Source organism: Streptomyces sp. NPDC058664 (genome assembly GCF_042716635.1).
Classification (GTDB): Bacteria; Actinomycetota; Actinomycetes; order Streptomycetales; family Streptomycetaceae; genus Streptomyces.
In genome coordinates this window covers 12,105-34,034 of sequence record NZ_JBHXRW010000070.1, presented here as the reverse complement: position 1 = coordinate 34,034, position 21,930 = coordinate 12,105, and the positions used below count along the sequence as shown (strand labels likewise).

Annotated in this window: 22 protein-coding genes; 20 read left to right on the top strand and 2 right to left on the bottom strand. The window is 71.9% G+C overall.

Annotation, left to right across the window (positions count from 1 at the left end; all coding sequences use genetic code 11):
- Nucleotides 1-186 precede the first annotated feature (186 nt).
- The 3 genes from ACFWUY_RS35640 (at nt 187) to rpsD (ending at nt 3,186) form a co-directional block, all read left to right on the top strand.
- Complete coding sequence (locus ACFWUY_RS35640) at nt 187-813, top strand: vitamin K epoxide reductase family protein (protein ID WP_384119744.1); 627 nt, start codon at nt 187-189, stop codon at nt 811-813.
- A 45-nt stretch (nt 814-858) separates the two neighbouring features.
- On the top strand, nt 859-2,211 hold the full coding sequence (locus ACFWUY_RS35635; protein ID WP_384119750.1) for a replication-associated recombination protein A: 1,353 nt from the start codon (nt 859-861) through the stop codon (nt 2,209-2,211).
- 360 nt (nt 2,212-2,571) lie between these two features.
- Entirely contained in the window at nt 2,572-3,186 is a 615-nt protein-coding gene (gene rpsD / locus ACFWUY_RS35630; protein ID WP_015032311.1) for a 30S ribosomal protein S4, read from the top strand.
- A gap of 34 nt (nt 3,187-3,220) precedes the next feature.
- Here rpsD and ACFWUY_RS35625 read toward each other — a convergent pair whose 3' ends face one another.
- Complete coding sequence (locus ACFWUY_RS35625; protein WP_384119740.1) at nt 3,221-5,383, bottom strand: ATP-binding protein; 2,163 nt, start codon at nt 5,381-5,383, stop codon at nt 3,221-3,223.
- Nucleotides 5,384-5,540: 157 nt separating this feature from the next.
- On the opposite strand from ACFWUY_RS35625, the gene ACFWUY_RS35620 reads away from it, so the two are divergent.
- From ACFWUY_RS35620 to nusB, 15 genes are all read left to right on the top strand, one after another.
- Nucleotides 5,541-5,978, top strand: a complete 438-nt coding sequence (locus ACFWUY_RS35620; protein WP_384119738.1) for a DUF948 domain-containing protein — start codon at nt 5,541-5,543, stop codon at nt 5,976-5,978.
- A gap of 6 nt (nt 5,979-5,984) precedes the next feature.
- Nucleotides 5,985-6,338 carry a hypothetical protein gene (locus ACFWUY_RS35615; RefSeq protein ID WP_384119735.1) on the top strand — a complete coding sequence of 118 codons (354 nt, stop codon included), beginning with the start codon at nt 5,985-5,987 and terminating at the stop codon, nt 6,336-6,338.
- Complete coding sequence (gene alaS / locus ACFWUY_RS35610) at nt 6,338-9,007, top strand: alanine--tRNA ligase (protein WP_384119732.1); 2,670 nt, start codon at nt 6,338-6,340, stop codon at nt 9,005-9,007. Before ACFWUY_RS35615 ends, alaS begins: the two co-directional genes overlap by 1 nt.
- A 2-nt stretch (nt 9,008-9,009) precedes the next feature.
- The gene (ruvX, locus tag ACFWUY_RS35605; protein ID WP_384119747.1) at nt 9,010-9,474 is read left to right on the top strand and encodes a Holliday junction resolvase RuvX; all 465 of its coding nucleotides are present in this window, start codon (nt 9,010-9,012) and stop codon (nt 9,472-9,474) included.
- Between the two features lie 102 nt (nt 9,475-9,576).
- Entirely contained in the window at nt 9,577-11,385 is a 1,809-nt protein-coding gene (gene mltG / locus ACFWUY_RS35600) for an endolytic transglycosylase MltG (RefSeq protein ID WP_384119729.1), read from the top strand.
- Complete coding sequence (locus ACFWUY_RS35595; RefSeq protein ID WP_384119726.1) at nt 11,382-12,209, top strand: shikimate dehydrogenase; 828 nt, start codon at nt 11,382-11,384, stop codon at nt 12,207-12,209. The genes mltG and ACFWUY_RS35595 overlap by 4 nt, the downstream gene beginning before the upstream one ends.
- A gap of 43 nt (nt 12,210-12,252) precedes the next feature.
- Nucleotides 12,253-12,480 carry a hypothetical protein gene (locus ACFWUY_RS35590; RefSeq protein ID WP_384119723.1) on the top strand — a complete coding sequence of 76 codons (228 nt, stop codon included), beginning with the start codon at nt 12,253-12,255 and terminating at the stop codon, nt 12,478-12,480.
- A gap of 112 nt (nt 12,481-12,592) precedes the next feature.
- Nucleotides 12,593-13,777 (top strand): chorismate synthase, encoded by a 1,185-nt coding sequence (aroC, locus tag ACFWUY_RS35585; RefSeq protein WP_384119720.1) that lies wholly within the window; start codon nt 12,593-12,595, stop codon nt 13,775-13,777.
- Complete coding sequence (locus tag ACFWUY_RS35580; protein WP_384119718.1) at nt 13,774-14,295, top strand: shikimate kinase; 522 nt, start codon at nt 13,774-13,776, stop codon at nt 14,293-14,295. The genes aroC and ACFWUY_RS35580 overlap by 4 nt, the downstream gene beginning before the upstream one ends.
- A complete protein-coding gene (aroB, locus tag ACFWUY_RS35575) occupies nt 14,292-15,389 on the top strand; it encodes a 3-dehydroquinate synthase (RefSeq protein WP_384119715.1) in 1,098 nt (365 codons plus the stop codon). Before ACFWUY_RS35580 ends, aroB begins: the two co-directional genes overlap by 4 nt.
- Nucleotides 15,386-15,832: a type II 3-dehydroquinate dehydratase gene (gene aroQ / locus ACFWUY_RS35570; RefSeq protein ID WP_384119712.1), complete on the top strand. Its 447-nt coding sequence runs from the start codon at nt 15,386-15,388 to the stop codon at nt 15,830-15,832. Before aroB ends, aroQ begins: the two co-directional genes overlap by 4 nt.
- 224 nt (nt 15,833-16,056) lie before the next feature.
- Nucleotides 16,057-17,118, top strand: a complete 1,062-nt coding sequence (locus ACFWUY_RS35565) for an AAA family ATPase (RefSeq protein WP_384119709.1) — start codon at nt 16,057-16,059, stop codon at nt 17,116-17,118.
- 72 nt (nt 17,119-17,190) lie between these two features.
- Nucleotides 17,191-18,303 (top strand): aminopeptidase P family protein, encoded by a 1,113-nt coding sequence (locus ACFWUY_RS35560; RefSeq protein ID WP_384119707.1) that lies wholly within the window; start codon nt 17,191-17,193, stop codon nt 18,301-18,303.
- A 49-nt stretch (nt 18,304-18,352) separates the two neighbouring features.
- Complete coding sequence (efp, locus tag ACFWUY_RS35555) at nt 18,353-18,919, top strand: elongation factor P (protein WP_030204497.1); 567 nt, start codon at nt 18,353-18,355, stop codon at nt 18,917-18,919.
- A 2-nt stretch (nt 18,920-18,921) separates the two neighbouring features.
- Complete coding sequence (gene nusB, locus ACFWUY_RS35550; RefSeq protein WP_384119701.1) at nt 18,922-19,359, top strand: transcription antitermination factor NusB; 438 nt, start codon at nt 18,922-18,924, stop codon at nt 19,357-19,359.
- 192 nt (nt 19,360-19,551) lie between these two features.
- Here the strand turns inward: nusB and bldD are convergent, their stop codons facing one another.
- Nucleotides 19,552-20,052: a transcriptional regulator BldD gene (gene bldD / locus ACFWUY_RS35545; protein WP_015032294.1), complete on the bottom strand. Its 501-nt coding sequence runs from the start codon at nt 20,050-20,052 to the stop codon at nt 19,552-19,554.
- Nucleotides 20,053-20,297: 245 nt separating this feature from the next.
- Between bldD and pyrR the strand changes: the two genes are divergently transcribed.
- Together pyrR and ACFWUY_RS35535 are read left to right on the top strand one after the other, a co-directional pair.
- A complete protein-coding gene (gene pyrR, locus ACFWUY_RS35540) occupies nt 20,298-20,864 on the top strand; it encodes a bifunctional pyr operon transcriptional regulator/uracil phosphoribosyltransferase PyrR (protein WP_384119696.1) in 567 nt (188 codons plus the stop codon).
- A gap of 85 nt (nt 20,865-20,949) precedes the next feature.
- On the top strand, nt 20,950-21,930 hold the full coding sequence (locus ACFWUY_RS35535) for an aspartate carbamoyltransferase catalytic subunit (protein ID WP_384119691.1): 981 nt from the start codon (nt 20,950-20,952) through the stop codon (nt 21,928-21,930).

Genomic DNA, 21,930 nt, shown 5'->3' with positions numbered 1-21,930 from the left:
ACACCCCCCCCCCCCTGGGGGCCCGGTTTTTTTTTTTAATCCCGCGGGTCGGGGCCCCCCCCCCCCCGGGGGGGGGGGGCCGGGGCCCCTTCCGTCGTCCTCCTTATCCCCGGCGAACGGCGGACGCGGGGCGCGGTGCGGCAGAATGACCGTGCCCCCACAGGCGGACGACCGAGGGAAAACGACATGACGAAGGCAGCGGTGGAAGAGGCCGCGCCCGGCCGGGACGGCGCCGGCACGATCGGCGCGAGCAGGGCCTTCGCCTGGCTGCTCGTGATCACCGGAGCCGCCGGAGTGCTCGCGGCCTGGGTCATCACGATCGACAAGTTCAAGCTCCTCGAGGACCCGAACTTCACCCCGGGGTGCAGCCTCAACCCGATCGTCTCCTGCGGCAACATCATGAAGAGCGAGCAGGCCTCGGTGTTCGGCTTCCCGAACCCGATGCTCGGACTCGTCACGTACGCCATGGTGGTCGCGATCGGTCTGGCCCTGCTCGCCGGGGCCCGCTACCGCCGCTGGTACTGGCTCGGCCTCAACGCCGGCACGTTGTTCGGTGTCGGCTTCTGCACCTGGCTCATGTACCAGTCGCTGTACGAGATCAACTCGCTCTGCCTGTGGTGCTGCCTGGCCTGGGTCGCCACCATCGTCATGTTCTGGTACGTGACCTCGCACAACGTCCGCCACGGCGTCGTCCCCGCGCCCCGCGGCCTCAGGACCTTCTTCGACGAGTTCACCTGGATCCTCCCCGTCCTGCACATCGGGATCATCGGCATGCTGGTCCTGACCCGCTGGTGGGACTTCTGGACCGGCTGACGGGGCGGGCCGCGCTGTCGGTGCCGTGACCTAGGCTTCATGACTGTGGAGCCCGACCTCTTTACCGCAGCAGCCGAAGACCGCCAGGAGAAGGACCCCGCCGGCAGCCCGCTGGCCGTCCGGATGCGCCCGCGCACCCTCGACGAGGTGGTGGGCCAGCGGCACCTGCTCAAGCCCGGATCGCCGCTGCGCCGACTGGTGGGAGAAGGGGACGGCGGCCCCGCCGGCGCCTCCTCGGTCATCCTCTGGGGCCCGCCGGGCATCGGGAAGACCACCCTCGCGTACGTCGTCTCCAAGGCGACCGACAAGCGGTTCGTGGAGCTGTCGGCGATCACCGCGGGCGTCAAGGAGGTCCGGGCCGTCATCGACGGTGCCCGCCGCGCGGTCGGCGGCTACGGCAAGGAGACCGTCCTCTTCCTCGACGAGATCCACCGCTTCTCCAAGGCCCAGCAGGACTCGCTCCTGCCCGCCGTCGAGAACCGCTGGGTGACGCTGATCGCCGCCACCACGGAGAACCCGTACTTCTCCGTGATCTCCCCGCTCCTCTCCCGCTCCCTGCTCCTCACCCTGGAGCCGCTGACCGACGACGACCTGCGCGGCCTGATGGCGCGGGCCCTCACCGGCGAGCGCGGGCTCGGCGGGGCCGTGACCCTGCCGGAGGACGCGGAGGCCCACCTGCTCCGCGTCGCCGGCGGTGACGCCCGGCGCGCCCTGACCGCCCTGGAGGCGGCGGCCGGAGCCGCCATCGCCAAGGGCGAGCCGGAGATCACCCTCCGGACGGTCGAGGAGACCGTCGACCGCGCGGCCGTGAAGTACGACAAGGACGGCGACCAGCACTACGACGTGGCCAGCGCGCTCATCAAGTCGATCCGCGGCTCCGACGTGGACGCGGCCCTGCACTACCTGGCGCGGATGATCGAGGCGGGGGAGGACCCGCGGTTCATCGCCCGCCGGCTGATGATCTCCGCGAGCGAGGACATCGGTCTCGCCGACCCGAACGCGCTGCCGATCGCCGTCGCCGCCGCGCAGGCCGTCGCCATGATCGGGTTCCCCGAGGCGGCGCTCACCCTGAGCCACGCCACCATCGCCCTCGCCCTGGCCCCGAAGTCGAACGCGGCGACGACCGCGATCGGCGCCGCCCTCGCGGACGTACGGAACGGCCTCGCGGGTTCGGTCCCGCCGCACCTGCGCGACGGTCACTACAAGGGGGCGGCCAAGCTCGGCCACGCCCGGGGCTACGTCTACCCGCACGACGTACCGGGCGGCATCGCGGCCCAGCAGTACGCCCCGGACGCCCTCCACGGCAAGCAGTACTACGAGCCCACGCGCTACGGCGCGGAGGCGAGGTACGCGGACGTGGTGGAAAGAGTGAGGGCCCGTCTGAGGGGCGAGGAGTAGGACCGGCGGGTCCGGACCCCGTTCGAGGGCGCCCCGCGGACCCGGTACACTGGTTCAGATTGCTGCGTCCCGTGTCCGACCCCGGTCGGCGCCACCAGAACGGGACAGTCAGCCGGAGACCCGGCCCCCGGGCAGAGTCTCCAGGAGCGTCGCGCACCTTCGAAGGTGTCGCGTGCCACCCACCACCACCCGGTTCCCGGGAGCGGCGGTGGGTCGTTCGCGTGCTGCACGTATGTGCCCAGACCTGGGAGCGGCTGCCCGACAGGTCCGTCCCGTACGGACCCGGCGGGTTTCCCGGCTGCGGATGCGACCTCCCCTAACCCTGGTGAAGCCGTTTCGTACCAGTAGAGAGGTTGGTTCATGCCGAACCAGTCCCGTCCCAAGGTCAAGAAGTCGCGTGCCCTCGGCATCGCGCTGACCCCCAAGGCCGTCAAGTACTTCGAGGCCCGCCCCTACCCGCCGGGCGAGCACGGCCGTGGCCGCAAGCAGAACTCGGACTACAAGGTCCGTCTGCTCGAGAAGCAGCGTCTGCGCGCCCAGTACGACATCAGCGAGCGCCAGATGGCGCGCGCCTACGACCGCGCCAAGAAGGCCGAAGGCAAGACGGGCGAGGCGCTGGTCGTCGAGCTCGAGCGTCGCCTCGACGCCCTGGTCCTGCGTTCGGGCATCGCCCGCACCATCTACCAGGCCCGCCAGATGGTCGTCCACGGCCACATCCAGGTCAACGGTGGCAAGGTCGACAAGCCGTCGTTCCGCGTCCGTCCCGACGACGTCGTGATGGTCCGCGAGCGCAGCCGCACCAAGCCGCTGTTCGAGATGGCCCGTGAGGGTGGCTTCGCCGCCGACGGCGAGACCCCGCGCTACCTGCAGGTCAACCTGAAGGCCCTGGCCTTCCGCCTCGACCGCGACCCGAACCGCAAGGAAATCCCGGTCATCTGCGACGAGCAGCTGGTCGTCGAGTACTACGCCCGCTGATCTCAGCAAGGCGCTGGTACCACCCCCGCGGTGTTCAGCCCGCCGCTTCCCCGCCCTTTCCGGTGGGGGAGCCGGCGGGCTTCCGCGTTCCCGGGACCGCCGCCGATCCGGCCGTACGGAAGGGCCGCGGGGCGTACGCCTCCGCCGGGCAGGCGACGGCCGGACCCCGGCCGGCCGCGAGCGCGCGCTCCACGGCCTCCGCCGCCGAGAGCCCCTGGCCCTCCCGGAACGCGACGCCGTACGCCTCCGCCCCCAGCGCCTCCTCCGCCTGCCGCGCGCAGAGCGCCCTCGGCCCGTCGAACGCCTCCGATCCGAAGAGCCGGACGCCCACCGTGCCCCACATCGGCACCGTCGCCCCCTGGAGCACCGCCGCCTCCACCGGATCGCCCTCGCTCACCGTCACGAGCGCGAGCACCTCGATCGCCAGGACGAGCCCGACCAGGTCACGGAAGGTGTGGTTGATCAGGAGGCACTCGGTGAGCAGCTCCCGCGCCTCCCCGTACGCGCCCCGGGTCCACGCCGAGTACGCCAGCACGTAGAGGGCGTACGCCCGGGTCCACAGCTCGCCCCGCTCCTCGCAGATCTCCCGGACCTCCCGGCACAGCACGACCGCTCCCTCCAGGTCGCCCCGGAAGGCCCGCGCCATCGCCACCTCGACCTGGCCCATCAGCACGTTGCTGTTCAGCTCGCCGAGCTCCCGGTACGCGTCGAGCGCCCGCCCGATCAACTCCTCGGCCCGCGCCGTGTCGTCCGTGAGCAGCGCGAGACAGCCCATCCGGTGCGTCGCGTACGCCTCCGCAAGGGCGTTCCCCGAGGACCGGGCCCGCTCCCCGCACTCGTGGAGCGCCGCCACCGCCGCCGTACCGTCCCCCTGGAGCACCGCCACGTACCCGAGCACCCACAGCGCCTTCAGCCGCGCATCCTCGTGCCCGGAGTCGAGCGCGAGCGCCCGCTCCAGCCAGTGCCGGCCCTCCGAGAGACGCCCGCAGCCCACCCACGCGAACCAGAGGGTGCCCGCCAGGTGCTGGGCGAGGTGCGTGTCCTCCGGGAGTTCGAGACACAGGTCGAGGGCCGCCCGCAGATGCGGCAGCGCCGTCTCCGCGAGGGCCGCCACCTCGGGCTGGCGCGGGCTGAACCACTCCAGCTCGCACCAGGTGGCCAGACCCATGTACCAGTCGCGGTGCCGCCGCCTCATCCGCTCCGTGTCGCCGAGCGCCGCCAGCCACTCCGCCCCGTACGCGGCGACCGTGTCGAGCATCCGGTACGCGGGACCCGCGGGGGAGTCCTCCCGGACGAGCAGCGACTGCGCGAGCAGCCCGCCGAGCAGATCCAGGATCCGTTCCGGCGGCAGCTCCCGGCCCCCGCACACGTACTCCACCGCTTCTAGGTCGAAGGGGCCGGGGAACACCGAGAGCCGCGCCCAGAGGAGCCGTTCCTCAGGGGTGCACAGCTCATGGCTCCAGCCGATGGCCGTGCGCAGGGTCTGATGGCGGGGGAGCGCCCCGCGCGCGCCGTCCGTGAGCAGCCGGAAACGGTCGTCGAGGCGGAACAGCATCTGCTCGACGGAGAGGAGCGGAAGCCGTCCGGCCGCCAGTTCCAGGGCGAGCGGAATCCCGTCGAGCCTCCGGCACAGCTCGCGCGCGGCGTCCCCGCCGGCCGGGAGGGCGGGCGCGCCCGCCTCCGCCGCCCGCTCCGCGAGGAGCGTCACCGCGTCCGACTCGCCGAGCGGCGCCAGCGGGAACACGGCCTCGCCCGCCACCCGCAGCGGCCGACGGCCGACTGCCAGGACCGTCAGCCCGGGAGCGTGCGCGAGGACCTCCCGCAGCAGCGGCGCGCACCGCTCCACGAGGTGCTCGAAACCGTCCACGACGAGCAGCAGCCGACGCTCCGCGAGGTGGTCGAGGAGCACCTCGCGCGGCGTCCTGGAGGTGTGGTCGGTCAGGCCGAGCGCCTCGGCCAGGGCGTACTCGACGAGACCGGGGTCGCGCAGCGGCGCGAGTTCGGCGAGCCGGACCCCGTCGCCGTAGCGTTTCCGCACGTCAGCGGCGGCGCGCAGCGCGAGCCGGGTCTTGCCGACCCCGCCCACGCCCACGACCGTGACGAGGCGGGAATCGTCGAGGAGCGCCGTCAGTGCGGCCTGCTCGGCGGCCCGGCCGACGAATCGGTTCAGCTCCGCCGGGAGATTGCTGCGTCGCATGGGACACGGAGCGTACTCATCCCCACGCTCTCCGTACAATCGGTTCCCGCAACTCCCGCCCCACGGGCGGTAATGCGGTACGGCAGGACAGCGCAGGCGCGATAGGGTCGGGAGACGACTTTTCACAAGGGCCCAACGACACAGAGAGCGGTGCAGAGTGACCGGTGGAGAGGTTGCCGGGATCCTGGTGGCCGTCTTCTGGGCGATCCTGGTCTCCTTCCTCGCCGTGGTGCTGGTGAGGCTGGCGCAGACGCTCAGGGCGACCACCCGGCTGGTGGCGGACGTGACCGAACAGGCCGTTCCCCTCCTTGCCGACGCCTCCGCGACCGTGCGCTCGGCACAGACCCAGCTCGACCGGGTCGACGCCATCGCCTCGGACGTCCAGGAGGTCACCTCCAACGCCTCCGCGCTCTCCTCCACCGTCGCCACCGCCTTCGGCGGCCCGCTCGTCAAGGTCGCCGCCTTCGGCTACGGCGTGCGCAAGGCGCTCGGCCGGGGCGGGGACGGCGAGGACGCGCCGCGCGCCTCCTCGCGACGTACTGTGATCGTCGGCCGTACCGTGCCGTCCTCGCGACGCCGGAAGCAGAAGGGCTGAGCCGCGATGTTCCGCCGCACGTTCTGGTTCACGGCCGGCGCAGCCGCCGGCGTGTGGGCCACCACCAAGGTCAACCGGAAGCTGAAGCAGCTGACCCCCGAGAGCCTCGCGGCCCAGGCGGCGGACAAGGCGATCGAGGCCGGCCACCGCCTCAAGGACTTCGCCCTCGACGTACGGGCCGGCATGGTCCAGCGGGAGGCCGAACTGGGCGAGGCGCTCGGCCTGGACGCAGCCCCGGCCGACGACCGGGACCGCGAGCTTCCGCCGCCCCGCCGCAGGGCCGCGCTCGATCCCGCGGCGCGCCCGACCACCACGTATCCAATCCCCACGATCTCGTACAACCGGAATGAGGACCACTGATGGAGTCGGCTGAAATCCGCCGCCGCTGGCTGAGCTTCTTCGAGGAGCGCGGGCACACCGTCGTCCCTTCGGCGTCGCTCATCGCGGACGACCCGACTCTGCTGCTCGTCCCCGCCGGCATGGTGCCCTTCAAGCCCTACTTCCTGGGTGAGGTCAAGCCGCCCTTCTCGCGCGCCTCCAGCGTGCAGAAGTGCGTGCGCACGCCCGACATCGAAGAGGTCGGCAAGACCACCCGCCACGGCACGTTCTTCCAGATGTGCGGCAACTTCTCCTTCGGCGACTACTTCAAGGAAGGCGCCATCAAGCTCGCCTGGGAGCTGCTGACCACCTCGGTGGCGCACGGCGGCTACGGGCTGGACCCGGAGAAGCTCTGGATCACCGTCTACCAGGAGGACGACGAGGCCGAGCAGATCTGGCGCGACGTCGTCGGCGTCCCCGCCGAGCGCATCCAGCGCCTCGGCAAGAAGGACAACTACTGGTCGATGGGCGTCCCCGGCCCCTGCGGCCCGTGCTCCGAGATCAACTACGACCGCGGCCCCGACTTCGGCGTCGAGGGCGGCCCGGCCGTCAACGACGAGCGGTACGTGGAGATCTGGAACCTGGTCTTCATGCAGTACGAGCGCGGTGAGGGCTCCGGCAAGGACGACTTCCCGATCCTCGGCGAGCTGCCGTCGAAGAACATCGACACGGGCCTCGGTCTCGAGCGCCTGGCGATGATCCTCCAGGGCGTCCAGAACATGTACGAGACGGACACCCTCAAGGTCGTCATCGACAAGGCCACCGAGCTCACCGGCGTCGACTACGGCAAGACCCACGACAGCGACGTCTCGCTGCGCGTGGTCGCCGACCACATGCGCACCTCCGTCATGCTCATCGGCGACGGCGTCACCCCCGGCAACGAGGGCCGCGGCTACGTGCTGCGCCGCATCATGCGCCGCGCCGTCCGCAACATGCGCCTGCTCGGCGCCACCGGCCCGGTCGTCCAGGAACTCGTGGACACCGTGATCGACACGATGGGCGAGCAGTACCCGGAGCTGGTCACCGACCGCAAGCGCATCGAGACCGTCGCCCTCGCCGAGGAGGCCGCCTTCCTCAAGGCCCTCAAGGGCGGCACGAACATCCTCGACACCGCCGTCACCGAGACCAAGGCCGCCGGCGGCACGGTCCTCTCCGGCGACAAGGCGTTCCTGCTCCACGACACCTGGGGCTTCCCGATCGACCTCACCCTGGAGATGGCCTCCGAGCAGGGCCTCTCCGTGGACGAGGACGGCTTCCGCCGCCTGATGAAGGAGCAGCGGGAGCGCGCCAAGGCCGACGCCAAGGCCAAGAAGACCGGCCACGCCGACATGACCGCGTACCGGGAGATCGCCGACGGCAACGGCGCCACCGAGTTCACCGGCTACACCAACACCGAGGGCGAGACCACGGTCGTCGGCCTCCTCGTCAACGGTGTCCCCTCGCCGGCCGCCTCCGAGGGCGACGAGGTCGAGGTCGTCCTCGACCGCACCCCCTTCTACGCCGAGGGCGGCGGCCAGATCGCCGACCAGGGCCGGATCAAGCTGCACAGCGGCGCGGTCATCGAGATCCGCGACGTCCAGCAGCCGGTCCCCGGCGTCTCCGTGCACAAGGGTTCCGTGCAGGTCGGCGAGGTGACCGTGGGCGCCACCGCCTACGCCGCCATCGACGTGCGCCGCCGCCGGGCCATCGCCCGCGCCCACTCGGCCACCCACCTCACCCACCAGGCGCTGCGCGACGCCCTCGGCCCGACGGCCGCTCAGGCCGGTTCCGAGAACCAGCCCGGCCGCTTCCGCTTCGACTTCGGTTCGCCGAACGCCGTGCCCGGCGCGGTCCTCACCGACGTCGAGCAGAAGATCAACGAGGTCCTCGCGCGCGAGCTGGAGGTCCACGCCGAGGTCATGCCGATCGACGAGGCCAAGCGCCAGGGCGCCATCGCCGAGTTCGGCGAGAAGTACGGCGACAAGGTGCGCGTCGTCACCATCGGCGACTTCTCCAAGGAGCTGTGCGGCGGTACGCACGTCCACAACACGGCCCAGCTGGGCCTGGTGAAGCTGCTCGGCGAGTCCTCCATCGGCTCCGGCGTGCGCCGCATCGAAGCCCTCGTCGGCGTCGACGCGTACCACTTCCTCGCCAAGGAGCACACGGTCGTCGCCCAGCTCCAGGAGCTGGTCAAGGGCCGTCCGGAGGAGCTGCCGGAGAAGATCTCCGCCATGCTCGGCAAGCTGAAGGACGCCGAGAAGGAGATCGAGAAGTTCCGCGCGGAGAAGGTCCTCCAGGCCGCCGCCGGTCTCGTCGACTCCGCCCAGGACATCCGCGGCGTCGCCCTCGTGACCGGCCAGGTCCCCGACGGCACCGGCGCCGACGACCTGCGCAGGCTGGTCCTCGACGTGCGGGGCCGCATCCCGGGCGGCCGCCCGGCCGTCGTCGCCCTGTTCACCACGGCCAACGGCAAGCCGCTCACGGTCATCGCGACCAACGAGGCCGCCCGCGAGCGCGGCCTCAAGGCCGGCGAGCTGGTCCGCACCGCCGCCAAGACCCTCGGTGGCGGTGGCGGCGGCAAGCCGGACGTCGCCCAGGGCGGCGGTACGAACCCGGAGGCCGTCGGCGAGGCCATCGCCGCCGTCGAGCGACTCGTGACGGAGACGGCGTGACGATGCGTCGTGGCCGCCGTATCGCGGTGGACGTCGGGGACGCCCGGATCGGGGTCGCCTCGTGCGATCCCGACGGGGTCCTCGCCACGCCGGTGGAGACCGTGCCCGGACGTGACGTCCGGGCCGCCCACCGGCGGCTCCGCCAGATCGTCGAGGAGTACGAGCCGATCGAGGTCGTCGTGGGCCTGCCCCGCTCGCTCAGCGGGCGGGAGGGTCCGGCCGCGACCAAGGTCCGTGCCTTCGCCGGGGAGATGGCGCGCGGCATCGCCCCCGTGCCCGTCCGCCTGGTCGACGAGCGCATGACGACTGTGACCGCCACGCAGGGCCTGCGGGCCTCGGGAGTGAAGGCGAAGAAGGGGCGGTCCGTCATCGACCAGGCCGCCGCTGTGATCATCCTGCAAGCCGCTCTTGAGTCCGAACGGGTATCAGGTAATCCGCCCGGTGAGGGCGTCGAAGTGGTCATCTGATCGCGATACGGTAACGTTCCGCGCGATGCGGCGGTGTTCGAACAACTGCCGCACTACGTAGAGGCGGATCGTCCGGAAGCCTCGCGGCTGTTTTGGGGATCGATGACTGAGTATGGCCGGAGCCCCGGCTCCGAACCGTGGCACCCCGGGGACCCGCTCTACGGGGACCAGGGGTGGGAGGGCCAGCAGCAGCACTACCCGCAGCAGGCGAGCCAGTACGGGCACGACGGCCAGGGCTACGAGGACCCGTACGGCCAGGGTGGCCACGGCGTCCAGGCAGGTCAGGACGGTCATGGCGGCCAGGGGTACGAGGGCGACCCGTACCAGCAGCAGCACGCGCAGCAGTACGAGCAGCAGTATGAGCAGCAGCCGCAGGGGTACGTCGACCCGCAGTACCAGCAGCAGGCGTACCAGCAGCAGCAGTACCAGCAGCCCCCGCAGCAGCAGTACGACACGGGGTACCAGAGCGGTTACGACACGCCCGGGCACCTCGGACAGCAGTACGACGGCAACTGGGAGACCGGCCAGGCGGCGATGGCCTACGGCGCGCCCCCGGCCGATCCGTACGGCGGCCAGAACCCCGACCTCTACGGCACGCCCGAGGCCTACCCGCCGCCCCAGCCTCCCGGCCACCGGCAGAACCCGCCGGAACCGGTGATCGACTGGGCGCCGGAGGAAGAGGTGCGCCCGGAGCCGGAGGAGGAGAAACACCCCTTCTTCACCGGCGGGGACGACCAGGACGACGACTACGACGAGGAACCGGCCCCCGGCCGGGGCTCGCGCGGCGGCGACCGCGAACGCCGCGGCAAGGCGAAGAAACGCAAAGGCAAGAACGGCGTGGCCTGCCTGGTCGTCGCGCTCGTCCTGGCGGGCGGCGTCGGCGGCGTCGGCTACTTCGGGTACCAGTTCTGGCAGGGAGAGTTCGGTGCGGCGCCCGACTACACGGGCAGCGGCAGCGGAGACGTCCAGGTCGAGATCCCGAAATCCGCGGGCGGCTACGAGATCGGAAACATCCTCAAGAAGGCGGGCGTCGTCAAGAGCGTCGACGCCTTCGTCTCCGCGCAGCAGCAGAACCCCAAGGGTCTCTCCATCCAGGCCGGCGTCTACACGCTGAAGAAGGAGATGTCGGCGGAGAGCGCGGTCGCGCTGATGCTCAACCCGGCGAGCCAGACCAACTTCGTCATCCCCGAGGGCAAGCGCAACTCCTGGGTGTACGACACCCTCGACAAGCGCCTCGACCTCAAGCCCGGCACCACGAAGGGCATCGCCCGAGCGAAGGCGGACTCGCTGGGCCTGCCCGACTGGGCCAAGAACCACGACAACGTCAAGGACCCGCTGGAAGGATTCCTCTTCCCGGCGAGCTACCCCGTCGCCAAGAACAGCAAGCCCGAGGAAGCCCTCCGCAAGATGGTGTCCCGCGCGAACCAGGAGTACGCGAAGCTGGACCTGGAGGGGAAGGCGTCGGCGCACGGCCTGAAGGGGCCGTGGGAACTGCTGACGGTCGCGAGCCTCGTGCAGGTCGAAGGCAAGTACAAGCACGACTTCGACAAGGTCGCGCGGGTGGTCTACAACCGCCTCAAGCCGGGCAACACGCAGACGGCGGGTCGTCTGGAGTTCGACTCCACGGTGAACTACCTCAAGGGAACGAGCACCCTCGACGTCGGCACCGTCGAGGACATGCGCAAGATCAAGGACCCGTACAACACCTACGCGTACGACGTGAAGGGCCTCGTCCCCGGTCCCATCAGCAACCCCGGCATCGACGCGCTGAACTCGGCGATCTCCCCCGCGGACGGCCCGTGGTACTACTTCGTGTCGATCAACGAGGACAAGACGGTCTTCTCCGTGACGAACGACGAGCACAACCGGAACGTCGCGGAGTACGAGAAGCAACGGGAGTCGGGCCAGTGAGAAAGCAGAACCGCGCGGCCGTCCTCGGTTCGCCCATCGCCCACTCGCTCTCCCCGGTCCTCCACCGGGCCGCGTACGCCGAGCTCGGCCTCGACGACTGGTCCTACGACCGCTTCGAGGTCGACGAGGCCGGACTGCCCGGCTTCGTCGGCGAGCTGGACGACAGCTGGGCCGGGCTCTCGCTGACCATGCCGCTCAAGCGGGCGATCATCCCGCTGCTCGACGAGATCAGCGACACGGCCGCCTCCGTGGAGGCCGTCAACACCGTCGTCCTCCGTGAGGACGGGCGCCGGGTCGGCGACAACACCGACATCCCCGGCATGATCGCCGCCCTGCGCGAGCGGGGCGTCGAGAAGGTGGAGGAGGCGGCGATCCTCGGTGCCGGCGCCACCGCCTCCTCCGCGCTCGCCGCCCTCGCCCGGATCTGCGCGGGGCCCGTCACCGCGTACGTACGGAGCGAGGCGCGGGCCGAGGAGATGCGCGGCTGGGGCGAGCGGCTCGGCGTGGACGTGCGTACCGCCGCCTGGGACGACGCGGCGGAGGCCTTCGCGTCCCCGCTGGTCGTCGCGACCACCCCCGCCGGCACCACGAACGCCCTGGCGACCGCCGTCCCCGACGCCGTCGGGACGCTCTTCGACGTCCTGTACGACCCCTGGCCGACGGCGCTCGCCGCGGCCTGGTCCGACCGCGGCGGCAAGGTGGTCGGCGGCCTCGACCTCCTCGTCCACCAGGCCGTCCTCCAGGTCGAGCGGATGACGGGCGTCCCGAAGGCCCCGCTCGCGGCCATGAGGGCGGCGGGGGAGCGGGCGCTGACCGCCCGGTAGGCTGCACCGCCGGGTCGAGCGGAGCACGGGGGAGTACGGCGTCATGGGTGAGGAACTGATACTGGCGTCCCGCTGGGACATGCCGCTCGACATCGGACGCTTCCTCTGGGCGGTGGTCTTCAGCGGTCTGCCCGACTGGGCGCGGTATCCGCTCCTCGCCGCGGTCGGCGCCTTCGCCGTGCACGCGGTTCTCGGATGGCTGCGTACCCGCTTCGGCGGGTCACCGGACGAGGACCTGCCCCTCCAGGAGAACGAGACGCGCGTCCGATAGCTGGACCGGCGACCAAGCGGTCGCCCCGGCGTGGGAGGATCGGGGAGGCGGGCCAGGGCCGCGCACCCGGTCTCGCCGTCGCAGTGCCCAGGCGCGAGCATGAGGAGCATCGTTGAGCAGGTTGCGTTGGCTGACCGCTGGGGAATCCCACGGACCCGCGCTGGTCGCGACGCTGGAGGGTCTTCCCGCCGGCGTCCCGGTCACCACTGAGCTGGTGGCGGACCACCTCGCGCGGCGGCGTCTCGGCTATGGGCGCGGCGCCCGGATGAAGTTCGAGCAGGACGAGATCACCTTCCTCGGCGGAGTCCGGCACGGACTCTCCCTCGGCTCCCCGATCGCCGTCATGGTCGGCAACACCGAGTGGCCCAAGTGGGAGAAGGTCATGTCGGCCGACCCGGTCGACCCCTCGGAGCTCAAGGAGACGGGCCGCAACGCCCCCCTGACCCGGCCCCGGCCCGGTCACGCCGACCTCGCCGGCATGCAGAAGTACGGCTTCGACGAGGCCCGGCCGATCCTGGAGCGCGCCAGCGCCCGGGAGACCGCCGCCCGGGTCGCCCTCGGCGCCGTCGCCCGCTCCTTCATCAAGGAGGCCGCGGGCATCGAGATCGTGTCGCACGTCGTCGAGCTGGCCGCCGCCAAGGCGCCGTACGGCGTCTACCCGACCCCCGCCGACGTCGAGAAGCTCGACGCCGACCCGGTCCGCTGCCTCGACGCCGACGCGTCGAAGGCGATGGTCGCCGAGATCGACCAGGCCCACAAGGACGGCGACACCCTGGGCGGTGTGGTCGAGGTCCTCGCGTACGGGGTGCCGGTCGGCCTCGGTTCGCACGTGCACTGGGACCGGCGTCTCGACGCCCGGCTCGCCGCCGCCCTCATGGGCATCCAGGCCATCAAGGGCGTCGAGGTCGGCGACGGCTTCGACCTGGCCCGGGTGCCCGGTTCGCAGGCCCACGACGAGATCGTGAGGACCGAGGACGGCATCAGGCGCACCTCCGGCCGCTCCGGCGGCACCGAGGGCGGTCTGACCACCGGTGAGCTGCTGCGCGTCCGCGCCGCGATGAAGCCCATCGCGACCGTCCCGCGCGCCCTCGCCACCGTCGACGTCGTCACCGGCGAGGCCACCCAGGCCCACCACCAGCGCTCCGACGTGTGCGCCGTCCCCGCCGCCGGCATCGTCGCCGAGGCCATGGTGGCGCTCGTCCTCGCGGACGCCGTCGTCGAGAAGTTCGGCGGCGACAGCGTCCCCGAGACCCGCCGCAACGTGCGGTCGTACCTCGACAACCTGACGATCCGGTGACCGCCGGCCCCCTGGTCGTCCTCGTCGGGCCCATGGGCTCCGGCAAGTCCACGGTGGGCGCGCTCCTGGCCGAACGGCTCGGCGCGCCCTACCGGGACACCGACGCCGACATCGTCGCCGCCGAGGGACGCGAGATCTCCGACATCTTCGTCGAGGACGGCGAGGAGCACTTCCGCGCCCTGGAACGGGCCGCGGTCGCCACGGCCGTCGCCGAGCACGAGGGCGTCCTCGCCCTCGGCGGCGGCGCCGTCCTCGACGCCGGAACCCGCGCCCTGCTCGCCGGCCGGCCCGTCGCGTACCTCTCGATGGACGTCGACGAGGCGGTCCGGCGCGTCGGCCTCAACACCGCCCGGCCGCTGCTCGCCGTCAACCCGCGCCGACAGTGGCGCGAGCTGATGGAGGCGCGCCGCCATCTGTACACCGAAGTCGCGCGGACCGTCGTCACCACCGACGACCGCACTCCCGAAGAGGTCGCGGACGCGGTCCTCGCGGCACTGGATCTGAAGAAGGACGCATGACGACGGACCAGGCAGTGACCCGTATCCAGGTCGCGGGCAGCGCGGGCACGGATCCGTACGAGGTACTGGTCGGCCGGCAGCTGCTCGGTGAGCTCCCGGGACTGATCGGCACCCAGGCCAAGCGGGTCGCCGTGATCCACCCGGAGGCGCTCGCCGACACCGGTGAGGCGCTCCGCGCGGATCTCGCCGACCAGGGCTACGAGGCGGTCGCCATCCAGGTGCCGAACGCCGAGGAGGCCAAGACCGTCGAGGTCGCCGCCTACTGCTGGAAGGCGCTCGGCCAGACCGGCTTCACCCGCAGCGACGTCGTCGTGGGCGTCGGCGGCGGCGCCACCACCGACCTGGCCGGCTTCGTCGCCGCGACCTGGCTGCGGGGCGTGCGCTGGATCGCCGTACCGACCACGGTCCTCGCCATGGTCGACGCGGCCGTCGGCGGGAAGACGGGCATCAACACCGCCGAGGGCAAGAACCTCGTCGGCGCCTTCCACCCGCCCGCCGGGGTCCTCTGCGACCTGGCGGCCCTCGACTCGCTGCCGGTGCACGACTACGTCAGCGGCCTCGCGGAGATCATCAAGGCCGGCTTCATCGTCGACCCGGTGATCCTCGACCTCATCGAGGAGGACCCGCAGGCCGCCCGCACCCCGGCCGGGCCGCACACCGCCGAGCTGCTCGTCCGCTCGATCAGGGTGAAGGCGGAGGTCGTCTCCGGGGACCTCAAGGAGTCCGGCCGCCGCGAGATCCTCAACTACGGCCACACCCTCGCCCACGCCATCGAGAAGAACGAGCGGTACAAGTGGCGCCACGGCGCCGCCGTCTCCGTCGGCATGGTCTTCGCCGCCGAACTCGGCCGGCTCGCCGGGCGGCTCGACGACGCCACCGCCGACCGGCACCGCGCGATCCTGGAGTCCGTCGGCCTGCCGCTCACCTACCGCGGCGACCAGTGGCCCAAGCTCCTGGAGACCATGCGGGTGGACAAGAAGTCCCGCGGTGACCTGCTGCGCTTCATCGTGCTCGACGGGATCGGCAAGCCGACCGTCCTCGAAGGCCCCGACCCGGCGGTCCTGATCGCGGCGTACGGCGAGGTGTCGGCGTGAGCGAGCCGCGTCCGGTTCTGGTGCTCAACGGCCCCAACCTGGGCCGGCTCGGCTCCCGCGAGCCCGACATCTACGGCGCGACCTCCTACAAGGGGCTCGTCGAGTCCTGCAAGACCCTCGGCGCGGAGCTCGGCTTCGACGTCGAGGTGCGGGAGACGAACGACGAGGGCGAGATGATCCGCTGGCTCCACGAGGCGGCGGACGCCTCGACCCCGGTGGTGATCAACCCGGGCGCGTTCACGCACTACTCGTACGGGATGCGGGACGCGGCCGCCCAGCGGACCGCCCCGTTGATCGAGGTCCACATCTCGAACCCGTACGCCCGGGAGGAGTTCCGGCACACCTCGGTCGTCGCGGCCGTGGCGACCGGGACGGTCGCCGGGTTCGGGATCGGTTCCTACCGGCTGGCGCTGCGGGCGCTCGCCGAGGAACTGACCGACTGACAGGGCACCAGGAGACACCCCCGGCCGTTCCCCTTGTGGGGGCCGGGGGCGGTAACGTTCCGGCGCACCGAATACATCAGGCGTACGAGACGGAGTGGCACCGGATGCAGCACGCAGTGGGGGGTCCGCTGCCACCGCCCGAGCGACCGGGCCAGGCGCCGGGCGAGGGTTCCGGCCAGGGGCGGGATGCCGGCACGGGTCAGGCTTCACGACCCGGTCAGGGCATGGGGCCCGGCCTCGGTCAGGGATTCGGCCAGGGAGCGGGTTCCGGCCCGGCCGCGGGCCCCGGGCTCGCCCCGGGGCCCGGGCCCGGGCCGTCGGGTCGGTCGGACGGTCCCGGCCAGAGGCCCGTGCCCCCTCCTCTCTCCGGAGCGGGGACCGGCGACCCGTCCGTGCCCCCGCCTCCGCCGGGCGCCCCGTACCCGGGGCCGCCCGGGGCCAGGCTGGGCGTGCATCCCGCCGTCCAGGCCGGGGCCCCCAAGCCCCCGCACCCGGCAGCCCCTCCCCGGGCCGCGCCCCCGGCGCACCCCGGGCCCCCCGCGGGGCCCCCGACGTCCGGCTGGGGTGCCACCGGAGCCGCTTCCCCGCCCTCCGGGGGGACGCGGTACCCGGGCGGCTCCCCGTACCCCGGCGGTGCCGCCCCCCGCGCGGACCTCACCGGCCATGTGCCGCTGCCGCCCGTGAGCGCCCCGCTCGCGCCCTCCGTGGAGCACGGCGCCGGTACGGGCGCCGCGACCCTCGCCGTGCTGCTCATCGGCCCCGCCGGCGCCGGCAAGACGACCGTGGCCAGGCACTGGGCGCAGCGCCGCCGCGTGCCCACCGCGCACATCAGCCTCGACGACGTGCGCGAGTGGGTCTGCTCCGGCTTCGCCGACCCGCAGTCCGGGTGGAACGAGCACTCCGAGGCCCAGTACCGGCTCGCCCGCCGCACCTGTGGCTTCGCCGCGCGCAACTTCCTCGCCAACGGCATCTCCTGCATCGTCGACGACGCGGTCTTCCCCGACCGGCCCGTGGTCGGCCTCGGCGGCTGGAAGCGCCATGTCGGCCCCGGTCTGCTCCCCGTCGTGCTCCTGCCCGGCCTGGAGGTCGTCCTGGAGCGCAACGCCGAGCGCAGCGGCAACCGGCGTCTCTCGGACGAGGAGGTCGCCGCCATCCACGGCCGGATGGCCGGCTGGTACGGCTCCGGTCTGCCGATCATCGACAACTCCACGTACGACGTCGAGACCACCGCCCGGGTCCTCGACGACGTCCTGGCCCGCGCGATCGCCAGCCCGCCCACCTGGTGACCCCGGCCGGGGTCCTGCCCGGACGGCCGTTCTGAACAGGCCACCGCCGCCCGCTCCTCGTACGCTCGGAGCATGTCAGAGGTGTATGCGGACCGCCGTGTACGGCTGCGCGACCGGTGCGCGGCCGCGGGCAGCCCGGCGGCCTTGGTCTCCCGCCCCGCCAACGTCCGCTATCTCGCGGGGGGTTCGCCCCCGGGCGCCGTACTCCTCGTCGGACCGGAGCCGGACGCGGACGTCCTGATCTGCCCCGTGGCGCCCGGCGGCGAACCGGCCGACGGACGGCTCGACGAACTGCTCCGCCGGCAGGTCCAGCCCACCGGTGGCGGCGATCCGGCCGTCGCCGCCGTCGACCTGGCCCGCCGGGCGGGCGCCGACGCGCTCGCCGTCGAGGAACACGACCTGACCGTGGCCCGCCACCGGGCCATGGGCTCCGTCGCGCCCGGACTGCGCCTCGCCGACCTCGCCTGCGCCGTCGAACAGCTCAGGATCGTCAAGGACGAGGACGAGATCGCCTGTCTGCGGATCGCCGCCGAGATCGCCGACCAGGCACTCGGGGAGCTCCTGGAGTCGATCCTGGTGGGGCGGACCGAGCGGCATCTCGCCCTGGAGCTGGAGCGGCGGCTCGTCGACCACGGGGCCGACGGGGCCGCCTTCCCCACCTCGGTGGCGACCGGCCCGCACTCCGGACGGCGCGGGCACCGGCCCACCGACCGCCGGGTCGAGGAGGGTGATTTCCTCTCCGTCTGCCTCGGCGCGGACTACCGCGGCTACCGCTGCGAGATCGGCCGCACCTTCGTCATCGGCACCACCCCCGCCGACTGGCAGATCGAGCTGTACGAGCTCGTCTTCGCCGCTCAGCGGGCCGGCCGGCAGTCGCTCGCACCCGGCGCCGAGTACCGGGACGTGGACCGGGCGGCCCGCCAGATCCTGGACGCGGCGGGGCACGCGGAGGCCGCCGTGCCCCTCACCGGGCACGGGGTGGGGCTCGAAATCGACGAGGACCCGCAGCTCTCACCCTCGGCCATGGGTAAACTGGACGCTTGTGTGCCGGTCACCGTCGAACCGGGGGTCCACCTCCCGGGCCGGGGCGGGGTCCGGATCGATGACACGCTCGTCGTACGCCAGGAGGCGGACGGCGGACCCGAGCTACTCACCATCACGACCAAGGAGCTGCTCGCGCTGTAAGGCGCGTACGCCTCCCCGGTCCCACGTCAGTCCAGGAGATTCCGCAACCGTGGCTTCCACGAACGACCTCAAGAACGGCATGGTGCTCAAGCTCGAAGGCGGCCAGCTCTGGTCCGTCGTCGAGTTCCAGCACGTCAAGCCCGGCAAGGGCCCGGCCTTCGTGCGCACCAAGCTCAAGAACGTGCTGTCCGGCAAGGTCGTCGACAAGACCTTCAACGCCGGTGTGAAGGTCGAGACGGCCACCATCGACCGCCGCGACATGCAGTTCTCCTACATGGACGGCGACTACTTCGTCTTCATGGACATGGAGACGTACGACCAGCTGATGGTCGAGCGCAAGGCCGTCGGCGACGCCGCCAACTTCCTGATCGAGGGCTTCACCGCCTCCGTCGCCCAGCACGAGGGCTCGGTGCTCTACGTCGAGCTCCCCGCCGCCGTCGTGCTGACGATCGAGCACACCGACCCGGGCGTCCAGGGCGACCGCTCCACCGGCGGCACCAAGCCCGCCAAGCTGGAGACCGGTCACGAGATCCAGGTCCCGCTCTTCGTCACCACCGGTGAGAAGGTCAAGGTCGACACCCGCACCAGCGACTACCTCGGTCGGGTGAACGACTAACCGTGGCCGCTCGGAGCAAGGCCCGCAAGCGCGCCTTCCAGATCCTCTTCGAGGCCGACCAGCGCGGCGCCTCCGTCCAGGAGGTCCTCGCCGACCAGATCCGGCACGCGCGGTCGGACGACCGCCAGCCGCCGGTCAACGACTTCACCATGCAGCTGGTCGAGGGGTACGCGGCCCACGTGGCGCGGATCGACGAGCTCATCGCGACCTACGCGGTGGACTGGGACCTCGACCGGATGCCCGTCGCCGACCGGAACATCGTCCGCCTCGGCGCGTACGAACTGATCTGGGAGGACGGGACGCCGGACGCGGTCGCGATCGACGAGGCGGTGCAGCTCGCCAAGGAGTTCTCCACGGACGAGTCGCCGACCTTTGTCAACGGTCTCCTCGCGCGCTTCAAGGACTTGAAGCCGCGTCTGCGCCGGGACGCGGACGTCTGAGTCCGTAGACGTTCCGGTGGTCGAAGGGCCCGCAGCACCCCGTGCTGCGGGCCCTTCGACGTCTCCTGGGCCCCGACAGGGCGCAGGCCCGGCAGCACCGCTCGGCGCGTCCGCGCAAAACGCCGGGCCCGTGGACGTCGGATGTCGTCCAGGGGCCCGGCGGTACGTTTCTGCTGTGACCTCGGAAGGGGGTCAGTTCTCCTCGTGGGCGACCGCGCGGCGCGCGTCCGCGTCGAGCACGCCCCAACTGATCAGCTGCTCGGTGAGGACCGAGGGGGACTGGTCGTAGATGACGGCGAGGGTACGCAGGTCGTCCTGACGGATCGACAGCACCTTGCCGTTGTAGTCGCCGCGCTGCGACTGGATCGTCGCCGCGTAGCGCTGGAGCGGGCCGGCCTTCTCCTGGGGGACGTGCGCCAGCCGCTCCAGGTCCAGGACCAGCTTCGGCGGCGGCTCTGCGGCTCCACCCGGGGTCGTGCCCGGCAGGAGCTCCTGCACCGGCACCCCGTAGAAGTCGGCCAGCTCGGCAAGGCGCTGCACGGTCACCGCGCGGTCGCCACGCTCGTACGAGCCGACCACGACGGCCTTCCAGCGGCCCTGGGACTTCTCCTCCACCCCGTGGAGCGAGAGACCCTGCTGGGTGCGGATGGCACGGAGTTTGGCCCCGAGCTGCTTTGCGTATTCGCTGGACATAACGCTCCCGGACGCTGTGACGACATGCGGCTGCGCCGCGCGGCTGGTAACTCACTGTGAGGTTACGCAGCGTTACACTTTCCCGTCAAGCCGAAAGGTCCGTACCGCCCCCTCCCGGGGGTGGCACCCGGAGTGGCGCGCGGGGTGCGGGCGGGTCGCACGACCGCCCCTGGTATCGTTGACCGCGCAAATCCGACGTCCTTTAAGAGCCGTCCCGTGAGGCGGAGAAGGAGGTCCGTTTCTTCATGGACACCCAGCAGCAGTACGGCGATGACGCCCGGCCCGTTCTCGAGGCCCCCGACATCGCGCGGGTCCTGACCCGCATCGCACACGAGATCGTCGAGCGCGCCAAGGGCGCGGACGACGTGGTTCTCCTCGGCATCCCCACCCGCGGTGTCTTCCTCGCCCGCCGGCTCGCCGAGAAGCTCGAATCGATCACCGGCACCAAGATCCCGGTCGGTTCCCTCGACATCACCATGTACCGGGACGACCTGCGGATGAAGCCCGCGCGCGCCATCGGCCGCACCGAGATCCCCGGTGAGGGCGTCGACGGCCGCCTGGTCGTCCTCGTCGACGACGTGCTCTTCTCCGGCCGCACCATCCGCGCCGCCCTCGACGCCCTCGGCGACATCGGCCGCCCGCGCGCCGTCCAGCTCGCCGTCCTCGTCGACCGCGGCCACCGCGAGCTCCCGATCCGCGCCGACTACGTCGGCAAGAACCTCCCCACGTCGCTGCGGGAGACGGTCAAGGTCCAGCTCGCCGAGGAGGACGGTCGCGACACCGTCCTGCTCGGTTCCAGGACCGCCTCCTAGCCGGACCGGCTTCCCCCGCGGGGCCGGGGCACACCCCTGCGCCCCCGCACGCCCTCACACCTCCCCACCACGGAGAGACACCCCGATGATGCGTCACCTCATCTCGGCCGCCGACCTCACCCGCGACGAAGCCGTCCTGATCCTCGACACCGCCGAGGAGATGGCCCGGGTGGCCGACCGGCCCATCAAGAAGCTGCCGACGCTGCGCGGCCGGACCATCTGCAACCTCTTCTTCGAGGACTCCACGCGCACCCGGATCTCCTTCGAGGCCGCCGAGAAGCGGCTCTCCGCCGACGTGATCAACTTCGCGGCCAAGGGTTCCAGCGTCTCCAAGGGCGAATCCCTCAAGGACACCGCGCAGACCCTGGAGGCCATGGGCGTCGACGCGGTCGTCATCCGACACAGCGCCTCCGGCGCCCCGTACCGCCTGGCCACCTCCGGCTGGATCGACGCCCCCGTCGTCAACGCCGGTGACGGCACCCACCAGCACCCCACCCAGGCCCTCCTGGACGCCTTCACCATGCGCCGCCGCCTGGTCGGCAGGGACACCGGGCTCGGCCAGGACCTCGCGGGCAAGCGGATCACGCTCGTCGGCGACGTCCTGCACAGCCGGGTCGCCCGCTCCAACGTCGACCTGCTGCACACCCTCGGCGCCGAGGTCACCCTGGTGGCCCCGCCCACCCTGGTCCCCGTCGGCGTCGAGACCTGGCCCTGCGAGATCTCGTACGACCTCGACCGCGTGCTGCCGAAGTCCGACGCGGTCATGATGCTGCGTGTGCAGCGCGAACGGATGAACGCCGCCTTCTTCCCCACCGAGCGCGAGTACTCGCGCCGGTACGGGCTCGACGGCGACCGGATGGCGAGGATGCCCGAGCACGCCATCGTCATGCACCCCGGCCCCATGGTCCGCGGCATGGAGATCACCGCCGAGGTCGCCGACTCCGACCGCTGCACGGTCGTCGAGCAGGTCGCCAACGGCGTCTCCATCCGGATGGCGGTCCTCTACCTGCTTCTGGGCGGCAACGACTCCGCCGTCACCCACACCCGCACCGAGGAGAACAAGTAA

What these genes read in the sequence shown, in the direction of transcription:
- ACFWUY_RS35640 (WP_384119744.1), top strand. Translation starts at nt 187, where the DNA reads ATGACGAAGGCAGCGGTGGAAGAGGCCGCGCCCGGCCGGGACGGCGCC.
- rpsD (WP_015032311.1), top strand. Translation starts at nt 2,572, where the DNA reads ATGCCGAACCAGTCCCGTCCCAAGGTCAAGAAGTCGCGTGCCCTCGGC.
- ACFWUY_RS35625 (WP_384119740.1), bottom strand. Translation starts at nt 5,383, where the DNA reads ATGCGACGCAGCAATCTCCCGGCGGAGCTGAACCGATTCGTCGGCCGG.
- ACFWUY_RS35615 (WP_384119735.1), top strand. Translation starts at nt 5,985, where the DNA reads ATGTTCCGCCGCACGTTCTGGTTCACGGCCGGCGCAGCCGCCGGCGTG.
- alaS (WP_384119732.1), top strand. Translation starts at nt 6,338, where the DNA reads ATGGAGTCGGCTGAAATCCGCCGCCGCTGGCTGAGCTTCTTCGAGGAG.
- ruvX (WP_384119747.1), top strand. Translation starts at nt 9,010, where the DNA reads ATGCGTCGTGGCCGCCGTATCGCGGTGGACGTCGGGGACGCCCGGATC.
- mltG (WP_384119729.1), top strand. Translation starts at nt 9,577, where the DNA reads ATGACTGAGTATGGCCGGAGCCCCGGCTCCGAACCGTGGCACCCCGGG.
- ACFWUY_RS35590 (WP_384119723.1), top strand. Translation starts at nt 12,253, where the DNA reads ATGGGTGAGGAACTGATACTGGCGTCCCGCTGGGACATGCCGCTCGAC.
- aroB (WP_384119715.1), top strand. Translation starts at nt 14,292, where the DNA reads ATGACGACGGACCAGGCAGTGACCCGTATCCAGGTCGCGGGCAGCGCG.
- ACFWUY_RS35565 (WP_384119709.1), top strand. Translation starts at nt 16,057, where the DNA reads ATGGGGCCCGGCCTCGGTCAGGGATTCGGCCAGGGAGCGGGTTCCGGC.
- ACFWUY_RS35560 (WP_384119707.1), top strand. Translation starts at nt 17,191, where the DNA reads ATGTCAGAGGTGTATGCGGACCGCCGTGTACGGCTGCGCGACCGGTGC.
- bldD (WP_015032294.1), bottom strand. Translation starts at nt 20,052, where the DNA reads ATGTCCAGCGAATACGCAAAGCAGCTCGGGGCCAAACTCCGTGCCATC.
- pyrR (WP_384119696.1), top strand. Translation starts at nt 20,298, where the DNA reads ATGGACACCCAGCAGCAGTACGGCGATGACGCCCGGCCCGTTCTCGAG.
- ACFWUY_RS35535 (WP_384119691.1), top strand. Translation starts at nt 20,950, where the DNA reads ATGATGCGTCACCTCATCTCGGCCGCCGACCTCACCCGCGACGAAGCC.